The organism is Chryseobacterium koreense CCUG 49689 (assembly GCF_001045435.1).
Classification (GTDB): Bacteria; Bacteroidota; Bacteroidia; order Flavobacteriales; family Weeksellaceae; genus Kaistella; species Kaistella koreensis.
In genome coordinates this window covers 72,271-91,445 of sequence record NZ_LFNG01000010.1, presented here as the reverse complement: position 1 = coordinate 91,445, position 19,175 = coordinate 72,271, and the positions used below count along the sequence as shown (strand labels likewise).

At 40.9% G+C, this 19,175-nt stretch carries 16 protein-coding genes; 8 read left to right on the top strand and 8 right to left on the bottom strand.

What is annotated here, in order from left to right; genetic code table 11:
• Positions 1-23 precede the first annotated feature (23 nt).
• The 3 genes from asnB (at position 24) to ACM44_RS08410 (ending at position 4,323) form a co-directional block, all read left to right on the top strand.
• Positions 24-1,694: an asparagine synthase B gene (asnB, locus tag ACM44_RS08420; RefSeq protein WP_048499593.1), complete on the top strand. Its 1,671-nt coding sequence runs from the start codon at positions 24-26 to the stop codon at positions 1,692-1,694.
• A 268-nt stretch (positions 1,695-1,962) separates the two neighbouring features.
• Positions 1,963-3,318 carry an MFS transporter gene (locus ACM44_RS08415; RefSeq protein WP_241477162.1) on the top strand — a complete coding sequence of 452 codons (1,356 nt, stop codon included), beginning with the start codon at positions 1,963-1,965 and terminating at the stop codon, positions 3,316-3,318.
• 129 nt (positions 3,319-3,447) lie between these two features.
• A complete protein-coding gene (locus ACM44_RS08410) occupies positions 3,448-4,323 on the top strand; it encodes a pirin family protein (RefSeq protein ID WP_048499591.1) in 876 nt (291 codons plus the stop codon).
• A gap of 82 nt (positions 4,324-4,405) precedes the next feature.
• On the opposite strand, the gene ACM44_RS08405 is transcribed toward ACM44_RS08410, so the two are convergent.
• The gene (locus tag ACM44_RS08405; protein ID WP_048499590.1) at positions 4,406-5,017 is read right to left on the bottom strand and encodes a 4'-phosphopantetheinyl transferase family protein; all 612 of its coding nucleotides are present in this window, start codon (positions 5,015-5,017) and stop codon (positions 4,406-4,408) included.
• A gap of 52 nt (positions 5,018-5,069) precedes the next feature.
• Here ACM44_RS08405 and ahcY point away from each other — a divergent pair, with 52 nt between their 5' ends.
• The gene (ahcY, locus tag ACM44_RS08400; RefSeq protein WP_048499589.1) at positions 5,070-6,383 is read left to right on the top strand and encodes an adenosylhomocysteinase; all 1,314 of its coding nucleotides are present in this window, start codon (positions 5,070-5,072) and stop codon (positions 6,381-6,383) included.
• A gap of 133 nt (positions 6,384-6,516) precedes the next feature.
• Positions 6,517-7,206: a T9SS type A sorting domain-containing protein gene (locus ACM44_RS08395; protein WP_048499588.1), complete on the top strand. Its 690-nt coding sequence runs from the start codon at positions 6,517-6,519 to the stop codon at positions 7,204-7,206.
• Positions 7,207-7,391: 185 nt separating this feature from the next.
• Here ACM44_RS08395 and ACM44_RS08390 read toward each other — a convergent pair whose 3' ends face one another.
• Entirely contained in the window at positions 7,392-8,342 is a 951-nt protein-coding gene (locus ACM44_RS08390) for a hypothetical protein (RefSeq protein WP_048499587.1), read from the bottom strand.
• A gap of 234 nt (positions 8,343-8,576) precedes the next feature.
• On the opposite strand from ACM44_RS08390, the gene ACM44_RS08385 reads away from it, so the two are divergent.
• Both ACM44_RS08385 and ACM44_RS08380 read left to right on the top strand, forming a co-directional pair.
• Positions 8,577-9,536: a tetratricopeptide repeat protein gene (locus ACM44_RS08385; protein ID WP_048499586.1), complete on the top strand. Its 960-nt coding sequence runs from the start codon at positions 8,577-8,579 to the stop codon at positions 9,534-9,536.
• Between the two features lie 248 nt (positions 9,537-9,784).
• Positions 9,785-10,468: a hypothetical protein gene (locus ACM44_RS08380; RefSeq protein WP_048499585.1), complete on the top strand. Its 684-nt coding sequence runs from the start codon at positions 9,785-9,787 to the stop codon at positions 10,466-10,468.
• A 19-nt stretch (positions 10,469-10,487) separates the two neighbouring features.
• On the opposite strand, the gene ACM44_RS08375 is transcribed toward ACM44_RS08380, so the two are convergent.
• Entirely contained in the window at positions 10,488-11,840 is a 1,353-nt protein-coding gene (locus ACM44_RS08375) for a DEAD/DEAH box helicase (RefSeq protein ID WP_048499584.1), read from the bottom strand.
• A 28-nt stretch (positions 11,841-11,868) separates the two neighbouring features.
• Here ACM44_RS08375 and ACM44_RS08370 point away from each other — a divergent pair, with 28 nt between their 5' ends.
• Entirely contained in the window at positions 11,869-12,087 is a 219-nt protein-coding gene (locus tag ACM44_RS08370) for a DUF3703 domain-containing protein (RefSeq protein WP_241477161.1), read from the top strand.
• A 113-nt stretch (positions 12,088-12,200) separates the two neighbouring features.
• Here the strand turns inward: ACM44_RS08370 and guaA are convergent, their stop codons facing one another.
• The 5 genes from guaA to purM form a co-directional block, all read right to left on the bottom strand.
• On the bottom strand, positions 12,201-13,730 hold the full coding sequence (gene guaA / locus ACM44_RS08365) for a glutamine-hydrolyzing GMP synthase (RefSeq protein ID WP_048499583.1): 1,530 nt from the start codon (positions 13,728-13,730) through the stop codon (positions 12,201-12,203).
• A 296-nt stretch (positions 13,731-14,026) separates the two neighbouring features.
• Complete coding sequence (gene purD, locus ACM44_RS08360; RefSeq protein ID WP_048499582.1) at positions 14,027-15,262, bottom strand: phosphoribosylamine--glycine ligase; 1,236 nt, start codon at positions 15,260-15,262, stop codon at positions 14,027-14,029.
• Positions 15,263-15,676: 414 nt separating this feature from the next.
• Positions 15,677-17,194, bottom strand: coding sequence for a bifunctional phosphoribosylaminoimidazolecarboxamide formyltransferase/IMP cyclohydrolase (gene purH / locus ACM44_RS08350; RefSeq protein WP_048499580.1), 1,518 nt, complete (start codon positions 17,192-17,194; stop codon positions 15,677-15,679).
• Between the two features lie 122 nt (positions 17,195-17,316).
• Positions 17,317-17,895, bottom strand: a complete 579-nt coding sequence (gene purN, locus ACM44_RS08345) for a phosphoribosylglycinamide formyltransferase (protein ID WP_048499579.1) — start codon at positions 17,893-17,895, stop codon at positions 17,317-17,319.
• A 96-nt stretch (positions 17,896-17,991) separates the two neighbouring features.
• Positions 17,992-18,978 carry a phosphoribosylformylglycinamidine cyclo-ligase gene (gene purM, locus ACM44_RS08340; protein WP_048499578.1) on the bottom strand — a complete coding sequence of 329 codons (987 nt, stop codon included), beginning with the start codon at positions 18,976-18,978 and terminating at the stop codon, positions 17,992-17,994.
• Between the last annotated feature and the right edge of the window lie 197 nt (positions 18,979-19,175).

The window sequence follows — 19,175 nt, the reverse complement described above, 5'->3', positions numbered from 1 at the left end:
TAAACTTGATTTTCACAAAAAATATGTGCGGAATTGTATGTCTTTTTGACGCAAAACAAAAAACGGAGACTCTAAGGCCTCAAATACTGGAAATGTCCAAGAAAATTCGGCATCGAGGTCCCGACTGGAGTGGAATTTTCCAGAATGAAAAAGTAATTTTCTCCCACGAAAGATTGGCGATTGTGGATCCAGCTTCTGGCAAACAACCTTTATTCTCCAGAGATGGGAAAGTGGTATTGGCAGTAAATGGTGAGATTTATAACCATCAGGAACTGAGAAAAGAATTTGCGGACGAGGAGTTTTTGACAAATTCCGATTGCGAGGTGATTCTAGCCCTTTACCGAAAATACGGAAAAGACTTCCTTGAAAAACTCAATGGAATTTTCGCTTTTGCCCTTTATGACATTGAAAACGACATTTATTTGATCGGCCGCGACCATATGGGAATTTGTCCGCTTTATCAAGGTTGGGACAAAAATGGAAACTATTATGTAGCTTCTGAATTAAAAGCCTTGGAGGGAGTTTGCAAAACCATCGAGTGCTTTCTTCCCGGACATTTTCTTTACAGCAAAGACGGCCACGAAATGCAAAAATGGCACCACAGAGATTGGGATGATTATGAGCAAGTGAAAGACAGCGAAACGCAGATTTCAGCCATCCGAAAAGGATTAGAAGACGCTGTTCACCGTCAATTGATGAGTGATGTTCCGTATGGTGTTTTGCTTTCCGGAGGTTTGGATTCATCGATTATTGCAGCCGTCACCGCTAAATATGCCCGAAACAGAATCGAAAGCGGTGACACCCAGGAAGCGTGGTACCCAAGATTGCACAGTTTTGCAGTGGGTTTGGCAGGATCCCCGGATTTATTAGCGGCACAGAAAGCGGCGGAACATATCGGATCCATCCACCATGAAGTTCATTTCACTGTGCAGGAAGGTTTGGATGCGGTGAAAGACGTGATTTATCATTTGGAAACTTATGATGTGACCACGGTTCGCGCTTCCACTCCGATGTATTTATTGGCAAGAGTCATTAAATCAATGGGAATCAAAATGGTGCTTTCAGGCGAAGGAAGCGACGAGCTTTTCGGCGGTTACCTCTATTTCCACAAAGCACCGAACGCCAAAGAATTTCACGAAGAAACCGTAAGAAAACTTGAAAAACTCCATCTTTACGATTGTTTGAGGGCCAATAAGGCGCTGATGAGTTGGGGAGTTGAAGGCCGGGTTCCGTTCCTGGACAAAGAATTTATCGATGTGGCAATGACCATCAATCCTAAAGATAAAATGATTGACCAAGCTAAAGGGAAAATGGAAAAATGGGTTTTGAGGAAAGCTTTTGAGGATTTGCTGCCGGAATCCATTGTGTGGCGACAGAAAGAGCAATTCTCCGACGGGGTTGGTTATTCCTGGATTGATTCCTTAAAAGCGAAAGCCGAAGAAGAAGTTTCTGATGAAATGATGGAAAACGCCAGATTCCGCTTCCCGCTGAACACGCCTCAAAATAAAGAGGAATACCGCTATAGAGCTATCTTCGAAGAATTGTTCCCCAGTGAAACCGCTGCAGCCACAGTTCCATCTGTTCCATCTGTAGCCTGTTCCACACCAATCGCCTTGGAATGGGATGAAGCCTTCAAAAAAATGAACGATCCCAGCGGAAGAGCGGTAGTCTCGGTTCACGAGGATTCGTACTAAATTGTACTTTTCAAGAAATCCTGCAAAAAATTCTGCAGGATTTTTTTGTTCCCAAAGTTTTAGTGCGGGTTTCGCCAAATGGTGAAAACCAGCTCTATTAAATCAAAAATTGATTTCATACCCCCACTTTTAAATTGATTATTTTTCAGAATCAGGTTCATTTATTTTTTGTATTTTGTGGGAAGAAATTAGGTTCATTTTTTGCTTCCCATTATTCATGCCGGATACTTTTAAAACATTCGACTCCTCTGTCAAAAATATCCTGCCGTTGATTTTAGCGACGGCGATTTTTATGCAGTTGCTGGATACCACGGTTTTGAATACGGCACTTCCATCCATCGCGAAAGATTTGCGGGAATCGCCATTGAATATGCAGAATGCGATTGTCAGTTATGTGCTCACATTGGCTTTGTTTATGCCGGTTTCGGGATTTTTGGCAGATAAATTCGGGACAAAAGTCGTCTTTATCTTTTCATTGGTTATTTTCAGTCTGGGATCACTTTTTTGCGCACTTTCACAGAACCTGACCCATTTGGTAATTTCACGAGTCATTCAGGGAATTGGCGGAAGTTTGATGACCCCGGTCGGAAGATTGGCACTGATCAAAACATTTGACAAAAGCGAATTGGTGAAAGCCATGAATTATGCAATTATTCCCGCATTAATTGGTCCGGTTCTAGGACCTTTGGTGGGTGGTTATCTGGTGGATTACCTTTCATGGCACTGGATTTTTCTGATCAATATTCCGATTGGATTATTGGGTATTTTGCTCAGTATCAAGAATATGCCCAACTATATTTCAAAGAAAATTAAATTTGATTTAAAGGGATTTTTGATTTTTGCTTCAGCATCTTTACTGCTTTCAATCGCACTGGAAAGTTTTGGTACCCTACAGAATATCACCCCGGTTTTGATGATATTTATTTTTGGATTTCTGGTGATCTATTTTTACTACCGCCATGCAAAGAAAACCAGCGATGCCATTTTTCCGCTCAATCTTTTTCAGGTGCGCACTTTCAGGGTTGGAATTTTAGGAAACCTCGCAACCAGATTGGGAATCAGCGCGATACCTTTGCTTTTGCCTTTGATGATTCAGATCGCATATGGAAAAACAGCCGTGGTTTCGGGCTGGATCATTGCACCAATGGCATTGACTGCCATGTTCGGCAAAGCTGCTGTAATCAGAATCTTGGATAAATATGGATACAGGAAAACACTCATGGTCAACACTTTTATCATCGGGATATTGATCTGCAGCCTTGGAATTCCGGGAGTTCATACTTCGATTTACTGGTTTATTCCGCTGATTGCGATTTTGGGATTTTTCAACTCCATACAGTTCACTTCTATGAATACGATTGCGATTGCCGATTTGCGATTTTCCCACACTTCCAGTGGAAACTCCCTCCTCGCCGTGAATCAGCAGTTGGCGATAGGTTTTGGGATTGCATTGGGATTGATCATTTTAAAACTTTTTGAAAACAATCACGCTTTAATTAAAGGAAATATGCATTTGGCGTTTCGATACACCTTCTTAGCAGTGGGAGTTTTAACTATTCTTTCAGGGTTTGTTTTCAGAAGGCTTCATTCCCGTGATGGCGAAAACATGAAGACCGAACATTGACCAGCGGCGATTCAGGAGCGAATGCTAATCTAAACACAAAGATTATCAATCAATTGCAGTTCTTACCCTACATCAATGTTTGTCCACAACATCTCTCGTATTTTTGTACCATAAAAAATGAGATTTAAAATGTCAACCAAAAAAATCGAGTTAATCGCTGCACCAAAACCAGCACATTTTGTGGGTGATGGTTTCAGAGTGCACAACTTCATTCCAAGCGGTTATCATTTGGACATGAAGAGAATGGACCCGTTCCTTATGCTGGATTACAATTCGAAATTCCATTTTTCAGGAACAGACCATCCCCGAGGAGTTGGAGTCCATCCGCACCGGGGTTTTGAAACTGTGACGATCGCCTATCAAGGCAAGGTGGAACACAGCGACAGCTCAGGAGGAGGTGGGATTATAGAACAGGGAGACGTGCAATGGATGACCGCCGCATCAGGAGTTTTGCACAAAGAGTTCCATGAAACCGAGTGGGCAAAAGAAGGCGGGATTTTCCAGATGGTGCAACTTTGGGTGAATCTTCCGGCAAAAGACAAGATGACTCGCCCAAAATATCAAGCCCTCAAGAATTCTGAGATGACCAATGTTGATTTGGGTGAAAATGGCTTCATAGAAATTATTGCCGGAGAATACAATGGTGAGAAAGGACCTGCAACTACTTTCAGTCCGGTAAATCTAATGAATGCCAAATTGAAATCGGGTGGAAAAGCAGATTTCAGTTTTCCTGCCAGTTTCGCGACTGCCGCATTAGTCATCGAAGGAAAAATCACCGTGAATGGAGTAGAAAAAGTTCCGACAGATCATTTGGTTTTGTTCGAAAATGATGGAGAAGATTTCACGATTGAAGCCACAGAAGACTCCATCGTCTTAGTAATGAGCGGAGCACCTTTAAACGAACCAATTTTTCCTCACGGACCGTTTGTGATGAACACCCGCGAAGAAATCATTCAGGCTTTCGACGATTACAATAACGGAAGATTTGGATACTTAGAAGATTGAGAAACGGAAAAAAACGTTTCAATTTGAAGAGTTAAAAAAAAGAATTGTTAAAGCAGAAAACTTCGGTATTCTGCTTTTTTGTTTAATCCACGATGGTAAAACAATAATTGTCAAAAAACTCTACCCGTGCTTTGAAAAGATCCGAAACCCTTTCGTCATGCACCCTGCACATGATGTTGAAAGGAAAATCCAGATCAAAGGGTTTTACTTCGTAATGTTTTTTCAGCGACCAGTAATTGGAATGATGGATTTTGTAAAGACTTTCTTTCAGTGACCAAATCACGGTGAGATACGCCACTTCCTTCCCTTTTTCAATAAATTCCGCTTGGTCGGGATAAAGAAATTTATTTTGAACCTTTAAAATTTTTGAGTTAAAAGGTTCAATATCGATTCCGATTTTGTTTTTAGAAAAAGCCAATGCCGCAAATGGAAAGGAATGGGTAATTGAAATTTCGAAATCTTTCGGCTCCAAGTAAGGAGTCCTGCCATCATAAAGAATCTTGTGTCCCGGCAATACCGTTTTCAATATTTTCCGAATCAGCAAGAGTTCCTTCAGTTTGGTGGGATGATAGTCTTTGATCTTGTCACCATTTTCTTCTTCCACTAAAGTATCCTGATTCAGCTCTTCTTTCTCATCGTATTTCCAGAGCAGAATCGTGGCTTTTTCATCAGAATAATCTCGGTATAAAGGCATATTTTGTGGAGCAAATTATAGTTCGTAAATTTGCAAAAATTTTTTATATTAGATGGAAACTACAACACAATACATTCCTTACAAAGTTAAGGATATTTCCCTGGCTGAATGGGGACGAAAAGAAATTCAGCTTGCGGAAGCAGAAATGCCGGGCTTGATGGCAATCCGTGAAGAATATGGTCCATCCCAACCTTTGAAAGGTGCAAGGATCGCCGGCTGCCTTCACATGACCATCCAAACCGCTGTTTTGATTGAAACCTTGGTTGCTTTGGGTGCAGATGTTACCTGGTCTTCTTGTAATATTTTTTCAACCCAAGATCACGCAGCAGCAGCAATCGCAGCAGCAGGAATACCGGTTTATGCTTGGAAGGGGATGAATGAAGAAGAGTTCGATTGGTGCATTGAGCAGACATTGTTCTTTGGTGAAGACAGAAAACCTTTAAACATGATTTTGGATGATGGTGGAGACTTGACCAATATGGTTTTCGACCGCTACCCGGAATTGACCAAAGACATCAAAGGTCTTTCAGAAGAAACCACAACCGGAGTTCACAGACTTTATGAAAGAATGCAAAACGGAACTTTGGTGATGCCTGCAATCAATGTGAATGATTCCGTAACCAAATCAAAATTCGACAACAAATACGGTTGTAGAGAATCTGCGGTAGATGCGATCAGAAGAGCGACCGATGTGATGCTGGCCGGAAAAAGAGTCATCGTTTGTGGCTACGGCGATGTAGGAAAAGGAACTGCAGCTTCCTTCAGAGGAGCAGGTTCTATCGTGACCGTTACAGAAATTGACCCCATCTGTGCGTTGCAAGCTGCAATGGAAGGTTTTGAGGTGAAAAAACTGGATACTGTGATCGAAAACGCGGATATCATCATTACCACTACCGGAAACTTCAATATTGTGAGAGCCGAACATTTCAAAAAAATGAAGGATAAAACCATCGTTTGTAATATCGGTCACTTCGACAATGAAATCGACATGGCTTGGCTAAACGAAAATTACGGTTCCACAAAATCTGAAGTAAAACCACAGGTTGACATTTATAATGTGGACGGAAAAGACATCATCATTCTGGCCGAAGGTCGTTTGGTAAACCTTGGTTGCGCAACTGGCCACCCAAGTTTTGTAATGAGCAACTCCTTCTCCAACCAGACTTTAGCACAGATCGAACTTTGGACCAACTCTGCAGCTTATCAAAACGAAGTTTATACTTTGCCTAAAAAATTGGACGAGAAAGTCGCAAACCTTCACCTGAAAAAAATAGGCGTGGAACTGGAAACACTTTCCCCGGAACAGGCAAAATATATCGGTGTGGAAGTGGAAGGACCTTTCAAACCGGAATATTACAGATATTAAGAAGGGAAGTCTGAAGAAAATTCCGACTAACAAATTAGGCACCGCATTTATTGCGGTGCTTTTTTTATGGAAGAAATGAATTTTTGAGCCATATTTCTTCTTAACTTTATCCAATATAGAAAACACAATAACCATGAAAAAAGCATTAATCTGTTTCCTGTTTTTGGTAGGAAGCAATTTATTTGGTGAGATTCCCGGAATTTGGGCGATTCAAAAAATTAAATATCAGGGAAATTTTTACCAATATTTCACCCCGACGATTCCGGATCCTTCTGCCTACAATAATGAAACTACCTTTTCTTCCAAAACAATGGAAACTTATCTTTTCAATAGTTTTCAAGGAAACATCTCATCACTGACCGATACTCAAATTACCATCAGCAGCTTTGGGGGTACCTTGATGCAATCTCCTGATCCCAATTTCGATCTGTTTGAATCCAATTTTGCCAATATTTTTCTTCTGCCCCAACTTCCGCGAACCTTTAACTACGAGATCACAACAAGTCCACCTTATAATGTGCATCTTGTTCTAACCGACGTGGAAAATGGCAACCAAATCTACTTTCTTACCCACATTCTGGCTTCAAGCGAATCCATTAAAAGTAAAATCTTTATCTATCCCAATCCAGTTTCAGATATCTTAAAAATCGAAAACCTTCAAAAGAACGCGTCAATAAGTATTACGGATTCAACAGGAAAATCATTCTACCATACATTTGTCAAAGACAAAAATTCGATCGAAATCAGCCTGCAATCTTTCCCAGCGGGAATCTATTTCGTTCGGGTGAATAACGAAAATCCCAGCAAAATATTGAAAAAATAGGTAGATGCTATTTTTGGTAAAAATCACACCCATGATAGAATTTATTTTTAATTTTTGCCAATTTAAAGTTCAAAAAAAGAACAGCTCAAAATTGAGCTGCCCTTTTCATCATTTGGTATTTTTAGAATCTGTCGTGGTTTGCATTGCGTTCTGCATCTGCAAAATTCAAAAGCTGATTTTCGAATTTAGTCTTTAAACAAAGATATCCTGGTGAATGAGTCCACTACTATTGTTGAAGAAATGTCACTCTCCAAGAAAAGCTGATAACCTTTTCCAACTGGAATACTTTGTGGATCCGCAATGGTGTAGAAGTAGAAAGTAAGTGGCTTAGCCAATCCTGAAGTTCCCGACGGAATTAATGCAATGGAATTGATTTCAAAGCCAGAATCCGGGTTCAAAAACGTCGCTTTCACAGAGCCGTTACTATTGTTACCTGCAGTAATCGTGACCAATAACCTCCAAATATGCACCTGCCCTTCAATCGGGTTTTCTCTCCAGCGTTGTGTTCCCGCTGTGGTCCCCGTATAGATATTTGCGGTAACGCCAGGATATGGAATCGTATTCTCGGGCCAACTTGTTGTGGGGAAATCGGCAAAAACCAGCGGAGTGGTATAAAGTATTTGCTGCCGAGGACCGTAAGTATTTCCGGCTGGACCCAAACTCAGGGTCGGTTTAGCCCCTCCCACTCCTGAATTCACTTTCACCACCCCATCATTTCCGGATGCAGTTCGGGAAGCAACAAAAAGTCTTCTCCACTGACCTTTTTTACCGGTGGGACTGGTTGCATCAACATTCCCACTGTTAGGATCCCAAAAAAAGAAGCCTGAAGTGGTCAGAAATTCTCCCCGCTCACCTTTGATATTATTGGCTGCAGATGCGGCACTGGTCACATAAACCAGATTTGCTTCATTGTCTTGTGAGACCGTAGTTACCTGGTTAGGAGCTCCCGGGTAAATTGGCATTGCATAGACTTGGTCCCCTGTGTATCGTGGCACAATTGCTCCCTCGACTTGTGTTGCAGGTGACTTACCTTCGATTTGAAATGTAGTAGTAGGAGTTTGCGTATTGATACCTACTTGCGCGCGGATTACTAGAAATGCAAAGAATGCACTTCCCAAAAGAAAGATTTTTTTCATAATGTGTGTTTTGTGCGATAAAATTACAGCAACTTTTTTATTTAACGCATAGTGAAATCACCCTTTTTAATAGATCTGATTAATAAATTACTTTCACATTCGTCTTAGATAAAAAAATAAATAGCTGATTATCTGTTTATATCAGGATTTTAGAATTGATATTCACGATTATTTGAACTTATTTCTTTAACTTTCATTTTCTAAAAGCAAAAAGACCCCACAAATAAATTCGCCATGAAAAAAAACTTACTAATCTTTTATCTTTTTTGCGGAATTTTCCTGCACTCCCAAAAAACCAAAGCACTCCCCACGAAAAAAGAACTGCTCCAGAATGTTTCGAAAGATGCCTGCAAATGCACTGATTCCATCAATATAGTCCACAAAGAAAAGTTTGAGATCAACGAAGAAATCAGCCAATGCATAGACAAACAGGTCCTCATTTATCAACTGGGAGCCAAAATGGCAATGGTGGCAGAAAATCCAACGGAAGCCAAAAATGTTAATATTGAAGTCAATAGCAACAAAGAATCCGAAGACTATAAAAAATATTTTTATGAAATCCAGAACTATCTTTTAGACCATTGTGAATCGGTGAAAAGTGCAATTTCCACTGTGGAACGTGAAGCAGAAGCCTACGTTCCCAAAAATAAAGCGGCAAGCACAGCATACAATGATGGTTTGGCTGAAAACCGAAAAGAAAACTGGGAAAATGCACGGAAAAAATTTGAAAAGGCGGTAAAGGAAGATCCGGGATTTGCTTATGCATGGGATAATTTGGGACTCACCTATAGAAGGCTAAAACTTTATGACAAATCAATCGAGGCTTATCAAAAATCACTCGCCATTAATCCTTCGGGAAAAATGCCGTTGCAAAACCTTCCGATTGCCTACAGTTACAGTAAAGAATTTCAAAAAGCAATCGCCGCATTTGAAAATTTTGAGAAATACTATCCGGGTGATCCCGAAGTTTACTACGGAATTGGGCAGATTTACTATCAACATCTGCAAGAATACGAAAAAAGCCTGGGTTATATGTGCAAGGCATTTAACGCCTACACCACCTTGAAATCTCCATACAGAGCAGATGCGGAAACCATCATCATCTATATTTACCGAAAAATGAAGGAACAGAACAAACTGGATAAATTCAACGAAATCCTGATCGAAAATAAGATCGAGCCGATCAAACCATAATTTTTTCGATTTACCCGCTCTAAAAAGTTTGGAATTCCCTATTGCAGGCTGAACCGGACAAGTTCAGCCACTCTTTTACGATGCCTAATTTTTCGTAATAAAATGTTGCATTCTACTCCGATTTGAAAATACAAAGTTACTTGTCCCGCAGCAAAAGATTTAGAAACCCACCTCTTTAAACCCTATAAATTATTACATTACAGCATTTTAAAACATTTTTTTTTCTTAATTTTGTAAAAACACAATTGATGAAAAAAATCTACCTGATTTTCAGCTTACTCCTTGCTGTCCAATTTTTTTCGCAAAAAAACAAAATGTCTGGCAAATCCTGGGAAGTTCAAAAAATAAAATATGACGGGGTTTTCTATGAATATTTTGACGCAGCCGAAAGTGATGTGGTGAATGTGGTTTATTTTGCTCCCACCGAAATGCAATCAGATTTACGTGATTTCATTAGAGCCAATACAGATCAAGATTCAACCGCAGTATTCAACATGGTGGAAGAAGTCGCAATCTTGACTCCCGACAACCAATTCGACTGGTTTCAGGAAGATTACGCATACTTATTTCAATTACCGCTCATTCCCAGAACACTTTACTATGAATTGTCCAAGAACAGTTCAAATGAGTATCAACTGGTGACAACAGAAACCACTACCGGAAACCAGATTTATTATGAATTGAAAGATTTTGACGTCCGTAAATCGAAATCCAAACGTTCTAAAGGAGTTAGAATTTTGACGGTGGGCGAAATTACCAGTTTGACCGCCAGTGAAGAAAAAAAGCTGGCCCGAAAAAATAAATCCGTTTACCGATCTCCGAAACGTGAAGAGCACAATGACCAAAATCTTTTGAATTATCTGCCAAAACATAAGGTTTCAACGGACCAAAATGACGGAAATTTGGAAAACATACCTCCAAAAGAACAGTAAATTCACTCTCCAGTTAAGACTATTTTTTCCGCTTTGCCTTTGACTTCGCCTTTTGTTGGGCACGATTGGCACCCACTTTTTTCGGCGGTTTTCTTTTGTGTGGACCGCCCCAGTTTTCCTTCTGATTTTTTTCCTTTTTCTCGTGGAAAGCGCCGCCACCTTCTTCCAGCTTCACAGTGTGCGCATTTTTCATCTGCACTTCCTCTTTTTCGGAGGCAATTTTGACCGGATTGATTTTCACTTCAGAAGGAAAATCCTTCATCGAAAGTTCTTTATCCATCAAAACCTCAATTTCCAAAAGTTGGGGTTCCTCTTTTTTGGTGATCAAAGAAATGGCAATTCCATCTTTATCGGCTCTTCCGGTTCTTCCGATTCTGTGGATATATTGTTCCGGCACTTCCGGGATTTCAAAATTGATGACGTGGGTGATATTCGAAATATCGAGTCCTCTGGCCATAATATCGGTCGTGATCAAACCCCGGATTTCCTCAAGTTCAAATTTCCGCATTGCGTTCAAACGGTAATTTTGGGATTTATTAGAATGGATCACGTCAAATTCTTCCGGGAAAAGTTCATCGATTTTCGTGAAAAGATAATCGGCGTGTTTTTTATTGTTGCAGAAAATCAGTACTTTGGAAAAATCCGGATCTGTTTTCAAAAGATTTTCAAGAAGATTGATTTTGGTGTTAAAGTTTTCAACCTTGTAACCGATTTGTTCAATTTTTTCCAGCGGTGTTCCTGATTTTGCCAAAGAAATCTCGACTGGATTTGCGAAATATTCGTCCAACATCGCATCTACCGCTTCTGTCATCGTGGCTGAGAAAAGGATGTTTTGTCTTTTTTCGCGCATCATTTCGAAAATGTGAGTCAGTTGCGGACGAAATCCCAAATTCAGCATTTCATCAAACTCGTCAATGATGAGTCTTTGAACTTCCTTCAGCGAAACCGCGTTGTCAATGGCCAAATCCATCACTCTTCCCGGAGTTCCGACCAAAATATCGCAACCATCGTTGAACAGTAATTTTTGGGTATTAATGTTTTTTCCTCCATATATTCCAATGACACGCGCCGTCAGGTTTTGCGTTAAATTTTCCAGAATTTCTGCAACCTGAACGACCAATTCTCTTGTCGGAACCAAAATCAAAACAGTCGGATTTCCACTTTTGCTGTACTTCCAGTTTTTCAGGACCGGAAGAAGGTACGCCAAAGTTTTCCCGGTTCCGGTTTGTGCAATTCCCATCACATCTCTTCCCGAAAGAATCGGCTTAAAGGCTTTCTCCTGAATCGGTGTGGGTTCAAAAAGGTTGGAATCAGCGAGCACATCCAGAATTCTCTCAGACAACCCGAAATCGGCAAAAGTGGTTTTTTCCATTTTGCAAATGTACGGCGTTTCTTTTACTTTGGTTAAAAGATTTGGAAACCAGAAGGTAAATGAAAACACCAAAGAAATTATTGGGCAAATTCCAAGACTTATTTTTGGTGGTGTAAAATCTTTTGTAGGAAAAATTCCCACAGGAAATCCAGGTGGTGCAAATGTTCCACCTTTAAAACCGTTCCCAATCGAAAAAGACATTCAAGAAATATTTGCAAAGGCTGGGTTAAAAACTGATCACAAGTAGTTTTGGAAAAGGATTTATTTCAAAATTTATCCGATCTCTTCCATTACTAAGGGAACAAATTTGACTTATTCGCTCTTCATTCTTTTGTCGTCATTCCCTAAACCACTGAAAAATCACTCCCACTCAATCGTAGCAGGCGGTTTGCTGGAAATGTCATAAGCAACACGATTGATTCCGCGCACTTCATTGATGATTCGGTTGGAAACCTTTTCCAGGAAATCCCACGGAAGTTTGCTGAACTCTGCTGTCATAAAATCGACGGTGTTTGCAGAACGCACTACTGCGGTGTATTCATAAGTCCGTTCATCGCCCATTACTCCGACAGATTTTACAGGAAGCAGAACCACAAATGCCTGCGAAACCTTTTCGTAAAGATTGTTTTTGTACAGTTCCTGGATGAAAATATCGTCGGCTTCCTGAAGGATTTTCACTTTTTCTTCAGAAACTTCGCCCAAAATTCTGATTCCCAAACCGGGACCCGGAAACGGATGACGGTACACCAAATGATGTGGAATACCCAACTCCTCTCCTACTTTTCTCACTTCGTCTTTGAAGAGTTCACGTAATGGTTCCAGGAGTTGGAAATCCATTTCTTCCGGAAGTCCACCCACATTGTGGTGGGATTTGATGACCGCAGAAGGTCCTTTCACCGATTGGGATTCGATAACGTCGGGATAAATGGTTCCCTGTGCGAGAAATTTTGCGCCTTCAATTTTATGGGATTCCTCATCGAAAACCGCAACGAACTCGTTTCCGATGATTTTTCGTTTTTCTTCCGGGTCAGATGTTCCTTTTAACCTGTTCAGGAATCTTTCGGAAGCATCAATCAGTTTGATATTCAGGTGGAAATGTTCGCCGTAATTTTCCATCACTTTTCGGGCCTCATCTTTTCGCAAAAGCCCGGTATCTACGAAGATGCAGGTGAGTTGGTCACCGATTGCTTTATGGATTAAAACCGCTGCAACAGAGGAATCCACTCCTCCGGAAAGTCCGAGAATGACTTTTTGGTCGCCGACTTTTTCACGGATTTCTTCCACGGTTTGGTCAATATAGTTGGTCAGACGCCAATTGACTTCGGCATTGCATATTTTGAACACGAAGTTTTCCAGCATTTTGGCACCTTCCTCGGTATGTGAAACTTCTGGGTGAAACTGGACACAGTAAATTTTTCTGGATTCATCAGAGATTGCGGAGATGACATCTGTATTTCCATTCACGGTGAAGCCTTCCGGGACCTTTTCTACCTCATCAAAATGACTCATCCAAACGGTGGAGAATCTGCTGATTCCCAAAAGCAGTTCATTGGTTTTTTCGATCTGGAATTTTGCTTTTCCGTACTCGCCTTTTTCGCCCTTTTTCACTTTTCCGCCCAGAAGATGCGTGGTGAGCTGCATTCCATAGCAAATCCCCAGAATCGGGATGTTTTGCTCAAAGAGTTCCTGTTCGACCAGATGAGCGTTTTCTGCATTCACTGAACTTGGTCCGCCGGAAAGAATGATTCCCAAAGGATTTTTGTCCAGGATTTCTTTTAATGGGGTATGGAATGGCAGAACTTCGGAGTAAACTCCCAAGTCGCGGATTCTTCTGGCAATGAGCTGATTATATTGTGAACCAAAGTCTAGGATGATGATACCGTTGTTCATGAGGTTTTTTTAAAGTTTAAGGTTTGATGTTTTGGGGTTTCAAGTTTCAGGCCTGTCTGCCGACAGGTAGATTTCAGGTTTCAAGATTCATTTTGTCGGCTGGCTCCATTGGAACTTGCGGGTACTTTTTTTGGAAGCGGAATCGTAACTAGCCCCGATTGGAACGGCATCCTTTTTTGGTGGAAGCGGTGACTGAGTTTCGCGAAGGCACCGATTTCACCAAAAAAGATACAGTGGAAAGCGGGAAACAGCTCCAAAAAAACGATAAAAAATGGGAGACGAATCTCCCAATTTATTTAGAATTTGCCGATATCTTCTCTGTAATATTCATAATCGAAGTTGATGGTTTTGGCATCTGCATAGACCGCATTTCTTGCTTCTTCATAGGAATCAGCGGTTGCAACGAGGCTCAAAACCCTACCTCCGGAAGTGATGACTTTGTCACCTACATTTCTGGCTCCTGAGAAAAGCACCTGACTGTGCGCTTTTTCCACATTTCTGATCTCGAATCCGGTTTCGATATTTCCGGGATAACCGCCGGAAGCCATCACGAGACAGACCGCTTTTTTGCCGCTGAATTTCAGTTCCACGTCCTTTCCATCTAGGCAATCATTGATCACATCGAGCAGTTTGTTTTCCATGAGTGGCAAAATGACCTGAGTTTCGGGATCGCCGAGCCGCATGTTGTATTCCAAAAGGTAAACCCCATTTTGTGTCACCATGAGTCCAAAAAAGATAAATCCTTTGAAATGGATGTTTGATGCATGAAGTCCCGCCAAAGTTGGGTTTAATATATTTTCTTCAAAGTCTTTATAATGCACTTCGGTAAATTCCGGACTTGGCGCCACACTTCCCATTCCACCGGTATTTGGACCTTTGTCCCCGGTTCCAACTTTTTTGTAATCCTTTACGGGAATGCATGGAAAAAGTTTTTTACCGTTTGAGAAAGCGATGATTGATGCTTCAAAACCGTCTAGATATTCTTCCACAACCACCTGGATTCCTGCATCACCATAAAGGCGACCGATCATGAAACTGTGTATGGTGGATTCTGCCTCTCCCAAATTATTGGCGATCACCACTCCCTTTCCGCCGGCAAGTCCGCTCGCTTTGATGACCAAAGGGAATTGCTGAGTCCTCACATAGTCGATGGCATCTTGGTAAGCGTCAAAAATAACAGCTTTCCCGGTTTTAATGTGGTGCATCTGCATGAATTTCTTGGAGAAGGCTTTGCTTCCCTCCAGTTCTGCCGCACGTTTTTTTGCCCCAAATATGGTAAGGCCGTGTCTGTGGAATTCGTCCACGATTCCGTCAACCAATGGTGCTTCCGGACCCACGATGGTTAAGTCAATTCTTTCTTTTAGGGCGAATTTCCGCAACTCCACTACATCATCTTCATAAACATTTTGCCCCAATTTATCTGTGGTTGCGTTTCCTTTCGCAAAATAAAGTTTCGAAATTCTGCCGTCTTCTTTCAGCTTTACAGCAAGTGCAGATTCCCTTCCACCATTTCCTACAATTAAAACTCTCATAAAAGTTTATTTTATTATTTATACAAATTTAATGTTTTGAACTAGAAAGTGCAAACGGTTTTTGGTGCAGCGACTTCGATTGTTTCCGTGCCATTCATGGAATGAGTCCATTTTATTTTCATTTTTGCCAAAATGTATTTTTTGAATCATCATCAACAAAATTATTTCCAGTGTTCCGTGATTTCTGCCGGTTGGAGTGACCGCGCCGGCTTTTAAATTGGGCCTGATTCTTCGGTTTGAAATCGGGACAATCTTTTTTTGGCAATGGTCATCGGATCCGGACAAAAATTTAATTTTGCTATTTCGCCTTTGAAACTCCTAGGGAAGAAATTTCCCGTATCAGCAAAGGAAATCATTGAATGACCGCTATCGTACCAAATGCAGCGCTGCATTTCATTCCACTGCCGCAGCAATTTAATGCAAAAAGTGTCTCATTCCGGTGAACATCATTGGAATTTGGTGCTCATTTGCCGCATCGATCGAGTCCTGGTCTTTCACGCTTCCTCCTGGTTGAATGATGGCTTTTATGCCTTCTTTCGCACAAAAATCAACAACATCCCGGAAAGGAAAAAATGCATCTGAAGCCAGAACCAAATCGCCCTTGAATTTCTCTTTTGCCCTTTCTACTGCGTGTTGTGTTGCCCAAATTCTGTTGACCTGTCCGCCACCGATTCCCAATGCCTGAATTCCGTTGGAAACTACGATTGCATTAGATTTCACGTATTTCACGACTCTTTGCGCAAACAAAAGTGCTTTCTTTTTTTCTTCGGTTGGTTGGATTTCGGTCACCACTTTGATGTCATTTGAGAAGCCATGGTCATTGTCCTGAACCAAAATTCCACCATCGATTTTCACCCAAGTTTGCGGGTCGGAAACCGGATTTTTGATTTTGATGATTCTAAGGTTTTTCTTTTGACGCAAAATTTCCAGCGCATTATCATCGAAATCGGTTGCCATCACGATTTCCAGGAAAGTTTTGTGAAGTTCTTCCGCGGTTGCAGCGTCCACCTTAAAATTCATGCCGACAATTCCACCAAAAATTGAAACCGGATCACAATCGAAAGTTTTCTGATAGGTTTCCAAAGGTGAGTTCCCGATTGCAACTCCGCACGGTGTGGAATGTTTCACTGCACAGCAAGCCAATTCGTTTTTGAACTCATTCACCACTTTCCAGCACAGATCCATATCCCGCAGATTATTGAAAGAAAGTTCTTTCCCGCCCAAAATTTCAAAATCTTTCATGGCACCACTTTCAGTAGTGGAAACATAGTAAGCCGCGGTTTGATGTGGATTTTCACCATATCTCAAATCCGATACTTTTTTGTAGGAAGCGTTTAAATATTGGGGATAATCCTCATCCAGCAACATTTTAGAAATTGCCGCGTCATAAGCTGAAGTGAGGTTAAAGACTTTTCCGGCGAGTTGTTTTCTTGTTTCTAAAGTGGTATTTCCGGTTTCAGCAATTTCCTGCATAATTTTTTCGTAATCTTCCACATTCGTGACCACGGTAACCGATTTGAAATTCTTCGCTCCCGAACGCAACATTGATGGTCCGCCAATATCTATAAATTCCACTTTTTCGTCCAAAGAAATGCCGGAATTTGCATTTTCAAAAAACGGATAAAGATTTACGATGACCATATCGATTAAACCGATTCCGTGTTCCTGAACGGTTTTCATGTGTTGGTCATTGTCTCGGACCGCCAATAAACCCCCGTGAACTTTTGGGTGAAGGGTTTTCACTCTTCCATCTAACATTTCCGGAAAACCGGTGACTTCATCGATTTGGACTGGGGTTAATCCCGCGTCTTTCAAATGTTTGAAAGTTCCGCCCGTGGAAATAAGTTCGTAATTGTTCTGTTCTAAAAATTTTGCAAATTCCACGAGTCCCGATTTATCGGAAACACTGATTAATGCTCTTTTCTTTGACATTTTATTTTTACTTTTTGATTACTTTCATTTCCCCCCAAATTCCATTCAGGGTTCATCGCACCGGACTCGGCGAATCCATTCATTCGCCATTTTAAGCTTGCTTAAATTCCAATTACGGTTATTCATTTTGCACTCTGAGAGTGGTGTAAAACCATATTAATTGCTTTCGGGAAAATATCGTATTCGATTTGATGGACTTTTTCCGCTAAAGATTCGGGGGTTTCGTTGTCCGAGATTTCGGTTTTTCCCTGCAAAATAATTTCACCCTCGTCAATTCCCGAAGTCACGAAATGAACCGTTGCTCCACTTTCTTTTTCTCCGGCTTCCAAAACAGCTTTGTGGACATTCATTCCCCACATTCCTTTACCGCCAAATTTCGGTAAAAGCGCAGGATGAATATTGATGATTTTTCCATTAAAATTTTCACAGAATTCTTTATCCAAAATTGAAAGAAATCCTGCAAGTACGATCAAATCGGTGTTTTCCGGAATAATTTTTTCTAAATTTTCTGAAAAAGCTTTTCCTCTACTGATTAAATGGTAGGGAATTCCGGCATGCACCGCTCGCTGCAAACCGAAACATTCACGATCAGCGACAACCAATGAAATTTTCGCATCCGGAATTTCTCCACTCGCGATGCAGTCTATGATACGCTGAAGATTGGTTCCCGAACCGCTGACTAAGATGACGATATTTTTCATTTGTTATTTACCAATTGATCCTTTGCATGAAAATGTGTTGATGAGGACAAAAACAGGTTTTTCAATTTAGGGATTATTGGCAGATTTAATAGATGGTTACATTAAGATGATCTTCTCTGAATCCTGCACGATTTCTCCAATTTCGTAAGCTCCATCCACTGATTCTAAAGCTTTTTGGGAGTTTTCAGCAGCTACAATTACAACCATTCCTACTCCCATATTGAAGGTTCCATGCATTTCCATCCGATCAATATTTCCACGTTTTTCCAGTTCGAGCATGATCGATGGAACTTTTATTTTTGATTCCTCGATTTTGGCACAAAGTCCGTTTGGAATAATCCTGGGAACATTTTCAATCAGTCCGCCTCCAGTGATGTGGGCAATTCCATGGATTTCTATATTGCTCATCAATTTTTTGATGTCTTGATAATAGAGTTTTGTTGGGATCAAAAGTGTTTCGTGGATTGGTTTTCCTTCAAATTCTTCATTGAAATCCGGAAAAATTTTCCTTACCAAAGAAAATCCGTTGCTGTGAAAACCGGAACTCGGCAATGCGATGATTTTGTCTCCTTTCCTGATTTTGGAACCGTCAATGATTTGCTCTTTTTCCACGATTCCCACGCAAAATCCCGCAACATCATAATCTCCGGGATTATACATTCCCGGCATTTCTGCAGTTTCACCACCGATGAGCGCACACTCGTTGTCTTTGCAGGCTTTCACCATTCCCATCACGACTTCTGCGGCAATCTCTGAATCCAGTTTTCCACAAGCCAAATAATCCAGGAAAAACAACGGTTTTGCACCATGACAAACGATATCGTTCGCACACATGGCAAAGCAGTCAATCCCGATAGAATCATATTTTTTTGAATCTAACGCGACTTTCAGTTTGGTTCCCACCCCATCTGTTCCGGAAACCAAAACCGGATTCTTGTACCCTCCGATTTCATAAAATGCACCAAAACTTCCAAGGTTGTTCAGTACATTTTTATTGTGGGTTTCTGCAACGGCAGTTTTAATTTTTTCTACGGTTTTATAGCCTTCTTCTTTGTCAACTCCGGCGGATTTGTAGGTGTTCATTTTGCTTAAGGTTTCAGGTTTCAGATACTTCAGACTTTTAAATAAAAAAGCCGACCATCTTAAAGACGTCGGCTCACAATTATTTTTTGGTGGCGCAGATTCCGTTTCCAAAATTTTGGAATATCTCTTTTTTCGAAAATGATTTCTGCGCTTTCATTTTTCTTAAAATTCGGTTGTGCGAAATTAAGATTTTTTAA